At 38.6% G+C, this 16,882-nt stretch carries 18 protein-coding genes; 17 read left to right on the top strand and 1 reads right to left on the bottom strand.

From position 1 onward, the window contains the following. The first annotated feature begins 12 nt into the window (after positions 1 to 12). The 12 genes from P4V41_RS11730 to P4V41_RS11675 all read left to right on the top strand — a co-directional run bounded on the left by P4V41_RS11730 (position 13) and on the right by P4V41_RS11675 (position 10,526). Complete coding sequence (locus P4V41_RS11730) at positions 13 to 534, top strand: sigma-70 family RNA polymerase sigma factor (protein WP_328085063.1); 522 nt, start codon at positions 13 to 15, stop codon at positions 532 to 534. Next, entirely contained in the window at positions 527 to 1,834 is a 1,308-nt protein-coding gene (locus P4V41_RS11725; protein ID WP_328085062.1) for a DUF4179 domain-containing protein, read from the top strand. Before P4V41_RS11730 ends, P4V41_RS11725 begins: the two co-directional genes overlap by 8 nt. An 89-nt stretch (positions 1,835 to 1,923) precedes the next feature. Continuing rightward, positions 1,924 to 2,343 carry a VOC family protein gene (locus P4V41_RS11720; RefSeq protein ID WP_328085061.1) on the top strand — a complete coding sequence of 140 codons (420 nt, stop codon included), beginning with the start codon at positions 1,924 to 1,926 and terminating at the stop codon, positions 2,341 to 2,343. Positions 2,344 to 2,434: 91 nt separating this feature from the next. Further along, positions 2,435 to 3,391 (top strand): DUF3445 domain-containing protein, encoded by a 957-nt coding sequence (locus tag P4V41_RS11715; RefSeq protein ID WP_328085060.1) that lies wholly within the window; start codon positions 2,435 to 2,437, stop codon positions 3,389 to 3,391. Next, on the top strand, positions 3,388 to 3,843 hold the full coding sequence (locus tag P4V41_RS11710; protein WP_328085059.1) for a hypothetical protein: 456 nt from the start codon (positions 3,388 to 3,390) through the stop codon (positions 3,841 to 3,843). Before P4V41_RS11715 ends, P4V41_RS11710 begins: the two co-directional genes overlap by 4 nt. 12 nt (positions 3,844 to 3,855) lie before the next feature. Further along, on the top strand, positions 3,856 to 4,815 hold the full coding sequence (locus tag P4V41_RS11705; RefSeq protein ID WP_328085058.1) for a PDR/VanB family oxidoreductase: 960 nt from the start codon (positions 3,856 to 3,858) through the stop codon (positions 4,813 to 4,815). A 14-nt stretch (positions 4,816 to 4,829) separates the two neighbouring features. Continuing rightward, the gene (locus P4V41_RS11700) at positions 4,830 to 6,008 is read left to right on the top strand and encodes a hypothetical protein (protein WP_328085057.1); all 1,179 of its coding nucleotides are present in this window, start codon (positions 4,830 to 4,832) and stop codon (positions 6,006 to 6,008) included. Positions 6,009 to 6,123: 115 nt separating this feature from the next. Then, positions 6,124 to 7,296 (top strand): MFS transporter, encoded by a 1,173-nt coding sequence (locus tag P4V41_RS11695; protein ID WP_328085056.1) that lies wholly within the window; start codon positions 6,124 to 6,126, stop codon positions 7,294 to 7,296. A 91-nt stretch (positions 7,297 to 7,387) separates the two neighbouring features. Continuing rightward, positions 7,388 to 7,618, top strand: a complete 231-nt coding sequence (locus P4V41_RS11690) for an excisionase family DNA-binding protein (protein ID WP_066243091.1) — start codon at positions 7,388 to 7,390, stop codon at positions 7,616 to 7,618. A 41-nt stretch (positions 7,619 to 7,659) separates the two neighbouring features. Continuing rightward, positions 7,660 to 8,493, top strand: a complete 834-nt coding sequence (locus P4V41_RS11685; protein WP_328085055.1) for an STAS domain-containing protein — start codon at positions 7,660 to 7,662, stop codon at positions 8,491 to 8,493. A gap of 119 nt (positions 8,494 to 8,612) precedes the next feature. Then, positions 8,613 to 9,953, top strand: a complete 1,341-nt coding sequence (locus tag P4V41_RS11680; protein ID WP_328085054.1) for an FAD-binding oxidoreductase — start codon at positions 8,613 to 8,615, stop codon at positions 9,951 to 9,953. 45 nt (positions 9,954 to 9,998) lie between these two features. Next, a complete protein-coding gene (locus tag P4V41_RS11675) occupies positions 9,999 to 10,526 on the top strand; it encodes a M15 family metallopeptidase (protein WP_419181308.1) in 528 nt (175 codons plus the stop codon). 202 nt (positions 10,527 to 10,728) lie between these two features. Here P4V41_RS11675 and P4V41_RS11670 read toward each other — a convergent pair whose 3' ends face one another. Further along, entirely contained in the window at positions 10,729 to 12,390 is a 1,662-nt protein-coding gene (locus P4V41_RS11670; protein WP_328085053.1) for a glutamine--tRNA ligase/YqeY domain fusion protein, read from the bottom strand. Between the two features lie 126 nt (positions 12,391 to 12,516). On the opposite strand from P4V41_RS11670, the gene P4V41_RS11665 reads away from it, so the two are divergent. The 5 genes from P4V41_RS11665 (at position 12,517) to P4V41_RS11645 (ending at position 16,873) form a co-directional block, all read left to right on the top strand. After that, on the top strand, positions 12,517 to 13,446 hold the full coding sequence (locus P4V41_RS11665; protein WP_328085052.1) for a dipeptidase: 930 nt from the start codon (positions 12,517 to 12,519) through the stop codon (positions 13,444 to 13,446). Positions 13,447 to 13,762: 316 nt separating this feature from the next. Continuing rightward, positions 13,763 to 14,446, top strand: coding sequence for an SIMPL domain-containing protein (locus P4V41_RS11660; RefSeq protein ID WP_328085051.1), 684 nt, complete (start codon positions 13,763 to 13,765; stop codon positions 14,444 to 14,446). 53 nt (positions 14,447 to 14,499) lie between these two features. Beyond that, positions 14,500 to 14,829: a metalloregulator ArsR/SmtB family transcription factor gene (locus P4V41_RS11655; protein WP_328085050.1), complete on the top strand. Its 330-nt coding sequence runs from the start codon at positions 14,500 to 14,502 to the stop codon at positions 14,827 to 14,829. Between the two features lie 23 nt (positions 14,830 to 14,852). Further along, entirely contained in the window at positions 14,853 to 15,779 is a 927-nt protein-coding gene (locus P4V41_RS11650) for an ABC transporter ATP-binding protein (RefSeq protein WP_328085049.1), read from the top strand. Then, positions 15,776 to 16,873 carry an ABC transporter permease gene (locus P4V41_RS11645; protein ID WP_328085048.1) on the top strand — a complete coding sequence of 366 codons (1,098 nt, stop codon included), beginning with the start codon at positions 15,776 to 15,778 and terminating at the stop codon, positions 16,871 to 16,873. The genes P4V41_RS11650 and P4V41_RS11645 overlap by 4 nt, the downstream gene beginning before the upstream one ends. Positions 16,874 to 16,882 lie beyond the last annotated feature (9 nt).

Below are 16,882 nucleotides of genomic sequence, written 5' to 3'. Positions count from 1 at the left end.
GGAGGCTATAAATTGGAGACAGAACAGTTAGTGAAGAAAGCGATAAAAGGAAACGACGAGGCGTTTTTGAGTTTGATTCAAACGTATAAAGTCGATTTATATAAAACAGCTCTATCTTTTTTGCGTAATGAAGAAGAAGCACTCGAAGCTATTCAAGAAGTTACGTATCGTGCTTACAAAAATATAAAAAAATTAAAAAACGAGTTTTATTTTAAAACGTGGCTGATTCGAATTATGATCAACTATTGTAATGATCAGTTGAAACTAAAAAAGCGAGTCGTCACGAATGATGAAATGTTGAATTTGTTAGGTGTCTCAGAGAACCACACACAATTAGAGTTGAAGGACGCGATGTTAGATTTAGACGACAGGTCACGCGAAATCCTTACCTTGAAATATTTTAATGACGTAAAGATTAAAGATATAGCGATCATGATGCAGTGTCCAGAAGGTACAGTTAAAACGTGGCTGAATAAGGCATTACGAGTATTAAGAGAAAAGCTAGATGAGAAAGGAGGTAATCTACATGTTTGAAAGAGAAAAAGCACAACTAAACGATTTGAAGAAAGAATATGAAAATATACCGATTTCACTAGATTCTATTGATCAGGCGATATTAAGTGGATTTCAGAAGGCAAAAACAGAAGAACGAAAATCTAGAATTAAGAAAAGAAGTGCTTTTAGTTTTATAGCGGCAGCTCTTTTACTCATTGGATTATTTTCTTCAATTAAGAATTCACCGGCTTTCGCTAATTACATTTCTGAAATACCTGGCATGGAAAAAATAGTGAGTATGATTCGTGATGATAAAGGAAGAATGGCAGCTGTTGAAAAAAAATATTATCAAAAACAAGGCGTATCAGATGAAAAAGATGGGTTGAAAGTTACCATTGATGGAACGATTGCTGATGAGATAGGTATGGTGCTTTTTTATTCGATTGAATCCAAAGAAAAAATAAAAGAGGTTATGTTTGATGATGTAAAGATTAGAACAAAAGACGGAACCGCACTGGATGAAGCATATAATTCATTCGGCGATGCCCATACTTCAGATAAAGGCGAGACCAAGTTTAGCGGAGAAATTGAATATTTCTTTGAAGCACCTATTGAAGCAAAAGAATATATCGTTGAACTACAGTTAAAGGACAAAGAATTTTCCATTCCATTAACCCTTAAAGAGTTTAAGAAGAAAAAAGAATATGCGGTTGAACAAACGATGGATTTAGAAGGTCAAAAGATCAATATTGAGAAGGTAACCATCTATCCATTACGAGCTGTTGTTAAATTAAAGATGAAAGATGAAAATGAAAAATACATCCTGCAACTTGATGACCTACGTTTAGTAGATGAAAACAATGAAGTGTGGGGTAACATAGCAAATGGTATAACCGGTTCAGGTGATAAAGGCACTGAGCGGGAAGTTTATCTGCAAAGTAACTATTTTAAAGAACCGAAAGAATTATATTTAATCTTAAGCAGTGCTCAAGCCATAAATAAAGATAATGCAGTCATTGTTGTGGATACAGAAAAAATGAAGATTTTAAAACAGCCTGATGGAAATAAGTTGAAAAATCTAAGGAAAGAAGACGGGCAGCTTGTCTTTGATCTGCATACAAAAAAACCATTCCGTTATGGTATTTTTAGCACAATAACTGATGCACATGGTAAAACTATTGAGGTCAACTCGCAGTCTATGGGTACTGAAGAAGAAAAAGGTACAACACGACTAGGGATAGAGCTGCCTCCAATAGGCCACTCACAAAATCCTTTAACCATTGACTTAAGCTATTATCCCGAGTGGATTAAAGGCGATGAAAAAATTAGAATCAAATAATCTGGTAAGGTAGTCCTTTCTTTAAGGACCACCTTTTTTGCTTAAATGCCAACAACCCTCTATAATGCTAGTTAAATGAGGTGAACGTGATGAGACTAGATCATACCGGCATTGCTGTGAGACGAATAGACGAAGCAATTAAATTTTATACGAATGTATTAGGCGGAAAGCTGACTGAACGTTATACAAGTGAAAAGCCTGGAGTAGAAACTCACATTGCTGTGATTGAGCTTGAAAATCAGGTAATAGAACTGCTTGAACCTACGAGTAAAACATCTCCAATCGAGCGGTTCATCCGACAGAAGGGAAAGGGTGTGCATCACCTGGCTTATGAAGTGGACGATCTTCTTCAAACGATTGATGACTTTGAAGCTAGAGGGTATACCTTTTTAAAAGATACGTATCGGACAAATCCTTTTGGCAGACGGTTAATTTATATGAACCCCGCGCATTCACAAGGGCAGATTATTGAGCTGTGTGATTATCCGGACAAGAAGAAGGAGAGCTGACTTGTTAAAAGTCGGTTCTCTTTTTTGTCTTTCCAAAACAATAGATTTTCTTTACAATTAATTGTAAGAATATTCTGTAAAGGGTGAAGGTATGAAGTGGACAGGTAATCTTGCGCATTTTCCTTATCCGTTTAAACATTCAACGTATCGTTATTCCAACAATTCCATCCCCATGAAACAGCCACTCAGTATAGAGGTTACTCCAAGTTATAACAATGAGATGCTATTAAAGCGTAAACTATTAAGTGATCACCCAGAGCGTTGTTATCAATCGCTGCCACATTCTATTACAGGGCAGTGGGAGATTGTTGAGCTCGTGATCGATCACTTAGTTTCGCAGTACCCAAAAGATTTTTCAGTAGAGAAAGAGAATACGAGTTGGATTTTTTTCAATAAGATATTGGACGAAAAAGTAGAATTTATCTTTGGTGATGAAAACTCACTTTCATGTGAACCGTTGTTTTTTATTAGTCAACACGTACAAGAAGACCTTATATACATGAGACAGCGTGACGATAATCTGTACTTAGACGCAGGACAGCTTTGTTTTCCTGCTAACTGGTCTCTCGCTTTTAACATAGGAATGAAATTTAAAAACATTCATCATCCTATCCCTGGGTTTAAGGAAGAGGGACTAGATCAACGAATTCTACAATTTCTAATGAGGCTTGAAGCCGGAACACCTTGGGAACGTTTGAATTGGTCGCTTATGGCAGGTGATCGACTTGATACATCTCTTGAAACCTTTGATCAGTGGGGAAAGCTGCGCAAGCACGTAACAAGTGACAACGCAGGTGAGCTTGTTCATATACGAGTAGAGGTGCAGAAGTTATTCAGACTGCCAAGAACGAATAGCATTCTCTTTTCCATTCACACACATTTGCTGTCCCTTGAACAACTATCAACAAACAGAGAATGGCTGCAGCAATTTTACGAAATCATGTCTGAACTTCCCGCACATATTGTTGAATACAAAGGAATCTCTGCTTATAAAAAAGCTGTGTTGGAATATTTAGAAGGTCAGCTCCAACAGCTGAAGACGTTATGAGTATGGATGCGGTCTTCATTGAAGGAAAAAGAAAATATATATTTTGTTCAGATGAGCATGGATTAAGAGTTTTAAGCAGTGTGTTCGAACACGTGAGAAAAGAGAAGTTGGCTTATGAGTGGTATCACCTTTCTACTAAAACTCGGCCGTTCCTAGAAGATTTTCTAAGAAAGCAAAAAATGGGAACCTTCCTTTATGTAGTGTTACCGTATTCTGAACTTCATATCGTACAAACGATGACAGCTCGTATCGGTTTTTCGAGTGATGAGTCACAATTTATTGGTTATGGCGAGAAGTGGATTAGCGTTTTCTGTTGTCGTTGTCATGAACTGAACAGAGCAGAAGAACAACTTACCGAATTAACTTGCATTCAATGTGAATTAAAGCTTGAAGTGTCAGACCACTATTCTGAACTACACCATGCATTTTTAGGCTATCCAGCTACAAGTTAGGAGGGAGTCTATTTGTCTATTGAACCTAATTTATTTGTACGGGTTTCATCTATAGAAAAGATAACAAAGCAGGTTAAGAAGTTTACGCTGTTCAAAGAAACGGGAAAGGGACTTCCAAGATTTAGTGGAGGTGCACATGTTTCTACTTACTTAAAAACACCGTCAGGACTTGTTGTAAGGCAATACTCTTTAGTGAGTCCTCCCGACGATCGTACGAAATATGAAATTGCTGTGCGATTATGTGAGGATTCTAAAGGTGGTTCACTCTACTGGCATCAGGGAATGAAAGTCGGTGATCGACTTCAAATCAGTTACCCCAAGAATCATTTTTCTCTTAGCTTTAAAGCGAGACATCACGTATTTTACGCGGCAGGCATCGGGATTACCCCATTCCTTTCTATGATGCAGGATTTCTCAGTTAACGGACAAACCTTTGAACTTCATTACGCCTCTAAATCTGAGGATAACTGTGCATTTTATACATACATAAAAAAACACTATCCTAATCAAAGCCACTTTTACTTTTCCGATCAACAACAACGTTTGCAAACCACCTCCTTAGAAAATCATCCAATCGGAACGCATGTCTATTTTTGTGGACCTGAAGGATTTATTGAGCAGTTTACTACTAAAGCAATAGAGTTGGGCTATCCACGTTCATCTGTTCATTCTGAACGTTTTAGCCCACCAAAGCCTACAGTGTTAAACACATTTCAAGTTAAGATACACAATGGAGCTACAATACAGGTATCCCATACTGAAACATTATTAGAAGCTCTTCATAAAAATGGAATCATTACTTCATATTCCTGCCAAATCGGTCGTTGTGGTACATGTGAACTGTCTGTTTTAGAAGGAGAAATTAATCATTATGATTCATTTCTTAGTGATGAACAAAAAGGTGAAAATAATTGTATAATTGCGTGTGTTTCACGGGCAAAATCGGATAAACTTGTCATTGAGGTTAAATAGTATAGGAGGTAGCAATGGAGGTTATAGGTAAGAAAGGAAAATATACGAGTAGATTGAGTCAGGCGGGGAAAGATTCTACTATACTAATAATTATTTTCTTATCACTATTTGTAGGTCTCTTTATATATATTGGTATTAAATTTATGAAAGAAGACCCCGTTATACTTGTTATCATGTTATTTTTCGTAACCATTCTTACAGGACTCATAATTTTTATAGCGAAGGAAACGAAAAAGAGAACTAGTATAGTGAGTGATTCTGAACTAACAGATACGGGTTATGTGACAACATTCATCGACACCAATACGAATAAATCTATAAAAGTAGAAATTTTATACACCGATATGGTGAAGTGTTTGCTATCCCCTTATTCCGTTGTTCGCCCTTCTGCAACACAGTCATTTGAAACAACTTACAACAAGCTCATAACCCTTAATATTCTTTTTAGAGCCAGTAAAGGTAGAATGGAAGTTATGAGATTTACGCATCATGACGAAGAGGAAATTCATTTATGGCTTAGAACACTAAGAGAGCACAATATTCCCCTTGAAATCACCGATTATGATCTGAGGTTTGTAGCCGAAAAGAATTATCTCAGTGTTGTTAGTAGCGAAGTAGAAAGAAGGCCTTATTTTTATAGATCTTCTATAGAGGATTTAAATATTGGGATTACTAGGGAAAAACCTAATGATTATTCTTTACCAGAAACAAAGGAAAAACTAGCTTCTAATCAATTAGTAAAATTAAAAATTCCTAAAGTGGCTATCTATAGTGTTCAATATCTAGCGATGATATTTTTTATTTATTTCTTTCACAATGATTATTCGTCAGATGAAATGTTAACTAATTCAGCGCTAATTTACTTTTATCCAGGTTTTGCAATATTCTTCTCTATTTATATCTACATGATTTCTCATATCAATGTTAAGCATTGTTTACAATATGTATTGGTTACAATCTTTTCATGGGTTGTAGCAACTTATACAGTAGATGGTCTATTCAGTAAAGTCTCAGACAAGTTCGCTACGGCTTTAACTTTTGAGATTGTTTTCTTTATTCTGGTATCACCATTTATTACTCTTTTTCCTGTCATAATTAGAGGACTTAAACCTGCCGTCTATCACGAAAAACACCGAAAAGATATTGAGAAAATGAATGAAATGAAAGAAAAAGAAACACTAAAATCAAACTAAATCTTATTAAAAGTGCTTAACAAGGTGTATAATTTAAAAAGTTAATGTAAGGGAAGTCTGACTGAATTTTTTCAGCAGACTTTTTTATTTTATAAAATGATAGGAGTTTTTATTTGTGAAGCACCGCAGATTGTTAGTCTACCTTGTTGCACTTGCTGCGTTTCTCGGTCCTTTTTCTCAAACGATCTATGTACCTCTTATTCCTGAGGTCACGAAAGAACTTCATACAACACCTTTTTTGGTTAACTTCTCGATCTCGATCTATACGATTTTCCTGGCTTTGATGCAGATGGTCTATGGACCACTTACGGATTCAATCGGACGGCGTAAAGTGATGCTATCAGGCATTCTAATCTATTTAGCGGCTACGATCGGTTGTTATTTTTCTTCATCCATTGAATTTCTTTTAGTATTTCGCTCTATGCAAGCCATCGGAATTGCTGCGGGTTCTGTTGTAGCAGTAACGGTTATTGGGGATCTGTTCGAAGGGAAAGATCGGATTCAGCCTATGGGAACATTTCAGATGATGGTATCATTAGGACCAGTTTTAGGTCCTGTAGTGGGTGGTTTTTTAAGTGCTTCATTTGATTTTCATATGATTTTTATAGCATTAATCTGTGTTGTATGTATCATCTTTGCAGGAAATTTCATCTTTCTGCACGAAACAAAACCAAGTACAACAAAAAAACAGAACTTTAGGTTTTCAGATTTCCTTACTATTTTGCAAAACCGTATTGGGTACACTGTTATTGGCTTGGGATTCATTCAGTATTACGCTCTGTATAACTTCCTAGTATTCTTACCTGCTATTATGAGTGAAAGGTACGAATTGTCTGTCGAACAAAAAGGTCTAGTATTTCTACCATTATCACTGGGCATCGTAGTGGGCAGCTTTATTGGCGGCAAAATGAGAAAATACAATGAACGAAAAGTAATTGTATTCTCTGCTTTTTTGAACGTCATTTCTTTATTGTTGTTTATACTCGTCTCGAATGTATCCCTTTTATTGTTGATTATTTCAATCTCATTCTTTGGTCTGTTCTTAGGTATGTCACTACCTGTTCAGACAACTCTCCTTACACAAGAGTTTCAAGCCAATCGTGCTACAGCAATCGGTGCGTATAACTTTTTTAGATACATGGGGATGTCGATCGGACCGCTTTTAGGAAGTTTCCTTTATCACCTAGGGAGTTACGGCTTGGTTTATGGATTTGTAGATGTACTTCTGCTCCTTTTTGTCATTTTAATGAGAAAACATTTGATACAAAATAAAAAAATGATGAATTAGATTTTAGAAGTAACAAATTAGGGTATATTGAATCCATACCGTTCTTGCTGTAAGCTAAGAATAACCAAAAGTTAGACAGGATGTATGAACAATGTACCTTACCATAAAAGAAACGGCTGAATATTTATCAATGCCAGAAGCGGTAGTTGAAAGCTTAGTTCAGCAAAATAAAATCCGTACCATATTTGACGGTAACCAGCATCTTATTAACAAGGAACAGTTCAATACTCATTTCGAACAGTTAGAAAAATACAAGAAGATGGTTGAGGAGTATTTGAGTGAACCGATCCCTGAAGATTGGGATGCAAAAGACGAAGATTAAAATAATGATAAAATTGGGTAGATGGGGAGAGTGGAAAAGAGATGCATAGGGATAAGGAGCTGCATTCTTTTTTAATTGAAAAAACATGGCAGTTGACGGAAGATTGGTACCAATCAATTGATAAATCAACGGCCACGGGGGTATACGCTTCCACTAATCCCAAAACGATAGAAACACTTAAAATGCAAAATCATGAATTTCACGAACATTTTTGTGAGGTTTTTGTAACGGAAGAAAGTAAGTTTCTAAAAGACTTTGAAAAGTGGGTTCTAATGATTGCTCAAGACGATGAGCATTTAAATACTCCTCTCACTGTAATCATGAAAGAATTCTTCAATGTACAAAAACAATATTTAAATCTCGTCCAAGAATTTGTTCATCTTCATCAAGGTGAGTACCCTCAAGTTGTCATTGATGCATGGAATGAGATAATAATTGATACATTTAATAAGATTGTTACTTGGTTTGTAGAAGAAAACCAAAAATATAGTGAAGAAAAATTAATTGCGCAGCAAGAGATGATCAACGAGCTTAGTTCACCTGTTATCGCACTGAATAATCATATGGGGCTTCTGCCGTTAATCGGTGTTATCGATACACAAAGGGCAAAGCTTATTGTGGAAAACACACTCGAACAGTGTACGGAAAAAGAGATCACACATCTTTTTATTGATCTTTCTGGTGTTCTAATCATAGATACGATGGTTGCTCAGCAAATCTTTTCTCTTATTGAAACTTTAGGTCTGATCGGAGTAAAGTCAACCTTGTCTGGCATCCGACCTGAAATTGCAATGACCGCTATTCAATTAGGATTATCCTTTGAGAAAGTTTCCATTAAGTCCAATCTCGCTCAAGCGATCGGCTCACAACAATAAATCTAAAGAATGAACGAAGGCCAGGGCAACCTGGTCTTTTTTATTTTTGTTTCAGAATTTGACCATGCCACCTTCTCATAAACTTTAATGCAACTCATTTTTTATAAAGGGTGTTGAGGATGGATATCTTTCAAGGTTTAACGGGGGAAATTGTTTTACCCCATGATCCGCAATATGACGCTGCACGGCAAGAATGGAACAGAGCGATTCAAAAATTTCCAAGTGTTATCGTCTATTGCTCTGAATATGAAGATGTAAGCCGCGCCATTTTGTGGGCACAAAAGTATTGTAAGGATATACGAATTCGATCAGGGGGGCATCATTACGAAGGCTATTCGACAGGTAATGGTGTTTTGGTCATCGATATCAGTCGCTTGAATGATGTCAGTATTAATGAGGAAGAAGGAACGGTTAACGTTCAAGCTGGCATTCAAAATAAAGATCTCTATCAAGCGGTAAGTTCTAGTGGATACCCATTTCCAGGAGGAACATGCCCAACTGTTGGCGTCAGTGGTTTTGTGCTTGGTGCAGGATGGGGGTTCTCTAGCCGATTGTTTGGCTTAGGATGTGACAGCTTGGTAGAACTAGAGTTGATCAACTATAAAGGTGAACGATTAAAAGTGAATGAAACAGAAAATAGTGATCTGTTTTGGGCATGCAAAGGTGCAGGAGGAGGCAATTTTGGAGTGGTCGTTTCCATGACGTTTAAGCTTCCGCCTAAAGTAGAACGAGTGACATTGTTTGAGCTATATAAGCCTAGTGCCACAACAAAAGAGCTAGGCAAGTTTTTGAGAATATGGCAGAAGTGGCTTGTGAATCTAGATGAACGAATGTGTTTGAATGCTAGCATGTATAACGCTGCATCTGAAGGACTTGCTATCTTTGGCAGGGGGTTCTTTTATGGATCGAAGGAACAAGCATTGACACTGTTAAATGTTTTTAACAAAATTGACAGCTTTCAGATTTCCGCCAAATCTTTACCCTTCTTAGAAGCTGTTACGGAAGTTCAGTCTACCTATCCGCCATATGAAAAGTTTAAATCGACAGGTCGCTTCGTATACAAAGAATACGACCGAGAAGAAGTGGAAGCAATCGTGAATCTTGTAAAAAAACGTGCGGAAGGTTCGGTGTTTGCAGCACTCACCTTGTATGCAATGGGAGGGAAAATCCGAAATGTCGATAAAACACAGTCTGCTTTTTATTACCGAAAAGCACGTTATATCTTAGGCATCCAATCCGTATGGGAAGATCCAGCCGTTGCAGAAGAAAATAGAAGATGGGTGGAAAAAAGGTTCAGATATTTGAAGACCATCACGAAAGGGTCATTTGTTAATTTTCCATACAGTGAACTGCAAAACTATGAAAAAGAGTATTTTGGCAGAAATGCCGAGAGACTTCAACGAATCAATCAAAAATACGATCCTAAAAGAGTGTTTTCTTTTCCGCAATCTATTCGATGATATAAACTATAGGTAGAGTGCTTTTCGGCAAAGGAGTTTGTTTCATTGAAGATATTCAAAAGTATACTGTTTCTCGCGGTCCTTGCATCTATCTTTTATCTGATCACATTGGAATGGAAAAAGAGAAATACACCTCTGCCTACAGAGCTGCATCCGATTGTGGCAGAGAACCGTGATATATTGATACAAAAAGCGTCGGAAAAAGGAATCAATGTTGTAATAACTGATGATTTTCGATCAGCAGCTGAACAGGATCGGCTGTATGAACAAGGCCGTTCAAGAGAAGGGACCATTGTGACTCATGTTGAAGGTGGCGAATCTTATCATAACTACGGTCTAGCGATTGATTTTGCTCTTAAGCTGGATGATGATTCTGTCGTCTGGGATCTAGAACGAGATGACAATGGGAACGGACAGTCTGATTGGATGGAAGTCATAGAGATTGCGAAAAAATTAGGATTTAAATCGGGGGCAGACTTTCAAGGAAGTTTTAAAGATTATCCACATTTAGAAATGAATTTTGGGTTACGAATCAGAGAGTTGCAGTATGGGGAAAGACCTCCCCTACAATAAGAGTTTAATGGGCTTGCATTAAGTAAATCGTGAGGCTATTTGTCGAAAAGCCTATAAAATAATTTGAAGGACTATAAAAATTTATGAAGGCTCATAAATGGATTTGAAGGCTTATAAACTCATTTTTAGGTCCTTAAAAACATATCACAACAATAAGAAAAAGAAGGGTCTCCACAGCTGGAAACCCTTCTTTCATTACGATTTAAAGCTTAAACGAACTCTTCAGTGAAACGATCTCGTTAAACACAATTTTTTCGTCAGTTGTATGCTTCGGATCTACATTGAAGTAGCCATGACGGAAGAACTGGAACTTATCTTGAGGTTTCGCATCCTTCATGTTTGCTTCAATATATCCTTGTTTTACGATAAGTGAATCTTTGTTCACGTAATCCAAGAATGTCTTGCCTTCGCTATCTTCTTCCTTTTCCATATCTGCATCAGAGATAAGTGGCTCATAGATACGGAACTCTGCAGGTACGGCTTGTGTAGCTTCTACCCAGTGAAGTGTTCCTTTTACTTTACGGCCAGTAAAACCTGAGCCGGATTTCGTCTCCACATCATACGTACAATGTAGTTCAACGACATTACCGTTTTCATCTTTTATGAAATCTTCGCATTTAATGAAGTAAGCGTGCTTTAAGCGTACTTCATTACCAGGGAAGAGACGGAAATACTTTTTCGGAGGATCTTCCATAAAGTCTTCACGCTCGATATAGATTTCACGGGAGAACGGAATCTGACGTGATCCCATTTCAGGATTTTCTGGGTTGATCTCAGCATCTAACATCTCAACCTGTCCTTCAGGGTAGTTTGTGATTACCACTTTTAATGGATCAACAATACCCATCGTACGAGGTGCTTTTACCTTTAGGTCTTCACGAATAAAGTGCTCAAGCATAGCTGTGTCCGTTACACCAGAACCTTTGGAAACACCAGCTGCTTTTACAAACTCAACGATTGACTCAGGCGTGTACCCTTTTCGGCGTAGTCCAGAGATTGTCGGCATGCGTGGATCATCCCATCCATCCACATAACCTTCATCTACTAATTGCTTCAGCTTACGTTTACTCATTACCGTATTCGTTAACCCTAGGCGGCCGAATTCGATTTGCTGAGGTTGGCTTTCCATCTCACACTCTTCCACAATCCAGTTGTAAAGAGGGCGTTGGTCTTCAAATTCTGTTGTACAAAGCGAATGTGTAACGCCTTCTATCGCATCCTCGATCGGATGAGCGAATGCATACATCGGATAGATGCACCATGTGTCACCTGTATTATGATGAGTTGCGTGAGAGACACGATAGATGACTGGGTCACGTAAGTTAATGTTAGGTGAACTCATGTCGATCTTCGCACGAAGTACTTTTTGACCGTTCTCGAACTCGCCTTTACGCATGCGATCGAATAGATCTAAGTTCTCTTCAACAGAACGGTTGCGATAAGGACTTTGCTTACCTGGCTCTGTCAACGTTCCGCGGTACTCACGAATCTCATCAGCCGTAAGGTCATCCACATAGGCTTTTCCTTTTTTAATTAAAAGCACAGCACGCGCATACATCTCTTCAAAGTAATCGGAAGCAAAGCGAAGGTTCTCCCATTCAAACCCAAGCCACTCGACGTCGTTCTTAATCGCATCAACGTATTCTTGGTCTTCTTTTAATGGGTTCGTATCATCAAAGCGCAGATTTGTTTCTCCGCCAAACTCATCTGCAAGTCCGAAGTTGATTACAATTGATTTTGCATGTCCAATATGAAGATATCCGTTAGGTTCTGGAGGGAAACGAGTAACGATTTTCTTATGCTTTCCGGATTCCAGATCGTTTTGGATGATTGTTTTAATAAAATTAGAAGAACTATTCTCCATCCCGTATCAAGCCTTTCCTTATATGTAAACTAAGATATACTTTACATTATAACAAAAATAAATTTCAACTAAACGTATTCTTTTAGGGATATGGAGATTATTTAACAAAGAAATGGTGGGATCAACATGAATGTCATTGACTTGCATTGCGATGCATTATTGAAACTATGGGAAACGGACGGCAGGCTGAACTATGCAGATGCACCACAGCTTGCTACAAATAAGAAACGGCTGCAAAAGGGAAAAGTGAACGTTCAGTTCTTTGCGATTTTCATTGAACCATTTATTCCGAGTGATCAAAAATTCCAATCTGCTCTTCAACAAGTAGATTATTTTTATAAAGAGGTTCTTAGTAAAAATCCAGAAATGAAGCATTTGAAGAACTGGAATGACTTTCAAACATTGAAGGATGGAGAAATTGGAGCAGTGCTTACGCTTGAAGGAGTGGACGCGATCGGTGATGATCTTACGAAGTTAAGCATTCTGCATCAACTCGGTGTTCTTTTGATCGGTTTAACATGGAATCATGCGAATCTTGCCGCTGATGGTGCTCAAGAACCGCGTGGAGCTGGTTTGACGATGTTTGGAAAAGAGATTGTCGCGTTTAATAACGAACATAAAATTTTAACGGATGTGTCTCATTTATGTGATCGCGCTTTTTGGGATGTGATGGAGATTGCCGATTATCCACTTGCCAGCCATTCTAATTCACGCGTGCTGTGTGACCACCCTCGCAACCTGACGGATGAGATGGCAAAGGAGATGTTCGGTAAAGGTGGAGTTGTGCACGTTGTGTATAACCCGCCATTCACGAAAAATGAGGGATCAGCAAGTATTGGTGACTTAATTAAGCACATCGATCATTTTTGTGGACTTGGTGGAGTAAAACAAATCGGTCTCGGCTCTGATTTCGACGGCATCTCGCAACTTATTACGGATTTAGAAGATGCATCTATGACTCAAAACTTAATCAATGAACTATTAAAACATTATTCTGAAGAAGAAGTCCGAGGATTTGCTTCTCAGAACTTCATGAATTTTATTTCGAAAATATAATTTGAAAGTAAAGGCTGGCATTCTCACGGAATGTCAGCCTTTTTTTCTATGGAGAAGGATATTAGTGTTACCTGGGAACAGCGTAATTGCCGCAAACGATCATAAAATTCTATAAGCGAGCATAAAACATCGGGACCGAGCATAAAACTTCGGGAACGAGCATAACCGTCCCGTGAACGAGCATAAAACCACGAGAACGAGCATTACCTCACCATGACCGAGCATAATCTCCCAAAATGCCCTCATCATATACGCTTCTTTTCCCACACACACTCTCATAGCTTATATAGAACAACTAAGCGGAAGGAGTCTGTTTATGTATTACAATCATCCAGGTTTTCAAAATACAGGAATGAGGCACCTAGACGACCTCACAATGATGAATCGCCTAATTGTATCAGGTGAAGGTTCTGTTTCAGCTGTTCCAGATAGAGTTCTTCTAACAATAGGAGTCATTACAGAAAACCAAAATCTAAGTGTGGCTCAAAAAGAGAATGCTGAAAAAACGACTTCTGTTATTCAAACGCTTATGTCATTAGGTATTCCGCAAAGCGATATTCAGACATCCAATTTTCGAGTTGAACCTCAATATAACTATGAAAATGGTCAGCAACAATTTAGAGGATATCGTGTAGAGCACCAGTTGCAGGTCACGGTAAAAGATATTCGGCAAACAGGGCAGGCAATCGATCAAGCGGTTGCAAACGGAGCTAACTCTATATCGTCCATTCAATTCACCGTTTCAAACCCAGATGCCTTTTATAATCAAGCATTGTCACTAGCTATTCAAAATGCTCAGCAAAAAGCGGTTTCTATGGCAAGAGCCTTACAAGTTACACTTCGGCCAGTACCGATCATCGTTCAAGAAGTATCTCAGTCGCTGCCCCCTAGACCCGTTCCGTTTCAAGCCGTTATGTATGCACAAAGTGCCGAAACACCTATACAACCAGGAGAGAACAAAATAACAGCATCTGTGAAAGTTCAGTACACCTATAGTTAGCAAAGATAGATGCAAATTGACAACCTAATATATGGCGCATTATACTTAACCAAATGGTTAAATATAATACAGAACATTTAAATGATGTATTTTCAGTTCTATCTGATCCGACTCGGCGTACGATCATTGAGCAGCTTTCAAAAGGAGAAAGGAGTGTGCAAGAGTTAGCGGAGCCTTTTGATATGTCGCTTCCTGCGATCTCAAAGCATTTGAAAGTTTTAGAGAATGCAGGTCTTGTAACGCACCGAAAAGAGGGGCGCTTTCGCTATTATGCGATAGAACCGAATTCAATCGATGAGGCATGTGAATGGATCTCTACGCTTAAACAGCTATGGACAAAATTTGAAGGTATGTTTTGCTGCAGCAAACAAAAGAAACAGTGAAACGTATGCTTGGAGTGTGAAGAATGGAAACTCAGCAAGAAATAATAAAGGTTGAGAAACTTGTGAAACGATATGGAGATTTCACTGCAGTGGATGGAAGTGAGTTCTCTGTACATAATGGCGAGGTGTTTGGTCTGCTCGGCCCAAACGGAGCGGGGAAGACGACAACGCTTGAGATGTTAGTTGGTCTTCGTAAGCCAGATGAAGGAACAGCGATCGTCGGTGGATTTGATATTACAAAAGAGCTTGATAAAGTAAAAGAAGTAATTGGTGTTCAGCTTCAATCTACCACACTCTTTGAGCTCTTGACTGTAGATGAGATCCTTCATCTTTACGGCAGTTTTTACAGCGAACATATTTCGATTCCTGAACTAATTGATGACATGCTTTTAACAGAGAAAAAGAATAGCAGAATAAAAGGTTTGTCTGGTGGTCAAAAGCAGAGACTTGCGATCGCGCTTGCACTTGTTCATGATCCTCAGATTATTTTCTTGGACGAACCTACGACTGGGCTCGATCCACAAGCACGCCGAACGTTATGGGACATTATTTTACGTTTGAAGGAACGGGGCAAAACGGTTGTTCTAACGACTCATTACATGGATGAAGCACATGTGTTATGCGACCGTATTGCCATTATGGACCAAGGAAAGCTCATTGCTCTAGATACTCCTAGTGAACTTGTGAGAAATCTTCAGTCTGATAGCGCGGTTGAATTTAAGTTTAACGATGAAGTAGATATTGCTTTGTCAGAGATTGACGGAGTGAAGCAAGTGGGCAGTCAGAAAGATGTACATATTCTCTATACGGACGATCTACAGGAGACTTTAACGAGTTTAATCGCTATCGCTTCTGAAAAACAGCTGAAGCTTGTCGATCTTCAAACAAGAACAGCAACACTTGAAGATGTGTTTATCCACATGACAGGAAGAAGGTTAAGAGAAGGATGAGATCATACTACCTACTAACACTCGCTCAGCTTCGGATCTTTCTTAGAAACAGACAAGTCCTGTTCTGGACCCTCGCATTTCCTATCGTTCTGATGGTCATGTTAGGTTCATTCTTAGGAAACGGTAATGGTGTTTCCATTACGGCAGCTGTTGTTGATCAGGATAGGAGTGAACAGTCGAAGAATTTAGTAAAAGAAATGGAAAAAAACGAAGCTTTATCTCTTGAAAAAAGTTCAAACGAAAAAGATGTGTTAAGTCAGTTAAAACAAGGTGATTTAACGCTCGTTATAACCATTCCAAAAGGCTATGGTGAAAATCTTTATGCAGGAAACAAAGCAGATCCTTTTAAACTACCTGTTTATTATAACGAGACAAACATGGCGATGTCCCAAGTCGGACTTCAGCTCGTCGATAATGCTGTAGACACGATCAGTAAAAAATCAGTGAGCTATGAGCCTGTTGTTATAACAGAATCAAAAGGGGTAGAAGCGCTTAACCTTCGTTACATCGACTTCCTAGTACCGGGAATCGTGGCGATGATGATCATGAGCAACAACATGAATGGTGTTGCAGGGCAGATTTCTTCATGGCGTGAGCGTGGAATTTTACGTCGTATGCAAGGAACAACACTTAAAGCATCTACATTTATTGCAGCACAAATAACAGCTCGTTTTATGCTGAACGGCTTGCAAGCGATGATTGTATTAGCTGTCGCTTGGGCTGCATTCGGCATTGAAGTGAGAGGATCTTGGTTAACCGTAATCGCGTTTGTAACGCTTGGGACGTTAGCCTTTATGGCAATCGGCTTTATTATTGCAGGCATTGCTAAGACTCCTGAGAGTGCAGGACCCATTGCAGGTTTTCTATCGTTTCCGATGCTTTTCTTAGGCGGCGTATTCTTCCCAATTCGAGATATGCCTGAGTTTTTACAGCCATTTGTACAAATTTTACCGATTGCTCACTTAAGCCATGCTCTTCGTGAGACGATGAACGTTGGAGCTTCGTTCTTGGATCTCGGCATGGAGGCCATGATTCTGGGCGGCTGGTTGATCGGAGCGTTTATCGTAGCAAGCTTCACGTTTAAGTGGGAATAGATAAAGTAA

This window comes from Fictibacillus nanhaiensis, from assembly GCF_036213205.1.
Taxonomy (GTDB): domain Bacteria; phylum Bacillota; class Bacilli; order Bacillales; family Fictibacillaceae; genus Fictibacillus; species Fictibacillus nanhaiensis_E.
Note: the sequence above shows the minus strand (reverse complement) of the source record. Positions and strands in the feature narration are given on the sequence as shown.

Excerpts from the sequence above, each read along its gene's own strand:
- P4V41_RS11645 (WP_328085048.1), top strand. The coding sequence starts at position 15,776 with ATGAGATCATACTACCTACTAACACTCGCTCAGCTTCGGATCTTTCTT.
- P4V41_RS11715 (WP_328085060.1), top strand. The coding sequence starts at position 2,435 with ATGAAGTGGACAGGTAATCTTGCGCATTTTCCTTATCCGTTTAAACAT.
- P4V41_RS11670 (WP_328085053.1), bottom strand. The coding sequence starts at position 12,390 with ATGGAGAATAGTTCTTCTAATTTTATTAAAACAATCATCCAAAACGAT.
- P4V41_RS11700 (WP_328085057.1), top strand. The coding sequence starts at position 4,830 with ATGGAGGTTATAGGTAAGAAAGGAAAATATACGAGTAGATTGAGTCAG.
- P4V41_RS11650 (WP_328085049.1), top strand. The coding sequence starts at position 14,853 with ATGGAAACTCAGCAAGAAATAATAAAGGTTGAGAAACTTGTGAAACGA.
- P4V41_RS11660 (WP_328085051.1), top strand. The coding sequence starts at position 13,763 with ATGTATTACAATCATCCAGGTTTTCAAAATACAGGAATGAGGCACCTA.
- P4V41_RS11680 (WP_328085054.1), top strand. The coding sequence starts at position 8,613 with ATGGATATCTTTCAAGGTTTAACGGGGGAAATTGTTTTACCCCATGAT.
- P4V41_RS11655 (WP_328085050.1), top strand. The coding sequence starts at position 14,500 with ATGGTTAAATATAATACAGAACATTTAAATGATGTATTTTCAGTTCTA.
- P4V41_RS11720 (WP_328085061.1), top strand. The coding sequence starts at position 1,924 with ATGAGACTAGATCATACCGGCATTGCTGTGAGACGAATAGACGAAGCA.
- P4V41_RS11665 (WP_328085052.1), top strand. The coding sequence starts at position 12,517 with ATGAATGTCATTGACTTGCATTGCGATGCATTATTGAAACTATGGGAA.
- P4V41_RS11685 (WP_328085055.1), top strand. The coding sequence starts at position 7,660 with ATGCATAGGGATAAGGAGCTGCATTCTTTTTTAATTGAAAAAACATGG.
- P4V41_RS11690 (WP_066243091.1), top strand. The coding sequence starts at position 7,388 with ATGTACCTTACCATAAAAGAAACGGCTGAATATTTATCAATGCCAGAA.
- P4V41_RS11710 (WP_328085059.1), top strand. The coding sequence starts at position 3,388 with ATGAGTATGGATGCGGTCTTCATTGAAGGAAAAAGAAAATATATATTT.
- P4V41_RS11725 (WP_328085062.1), top strand. The coding sequence starts at position 527 with ATGTTTGAAAGAGAAAAAGCACAACTAAACGATTTGAAGAAAGAATAT.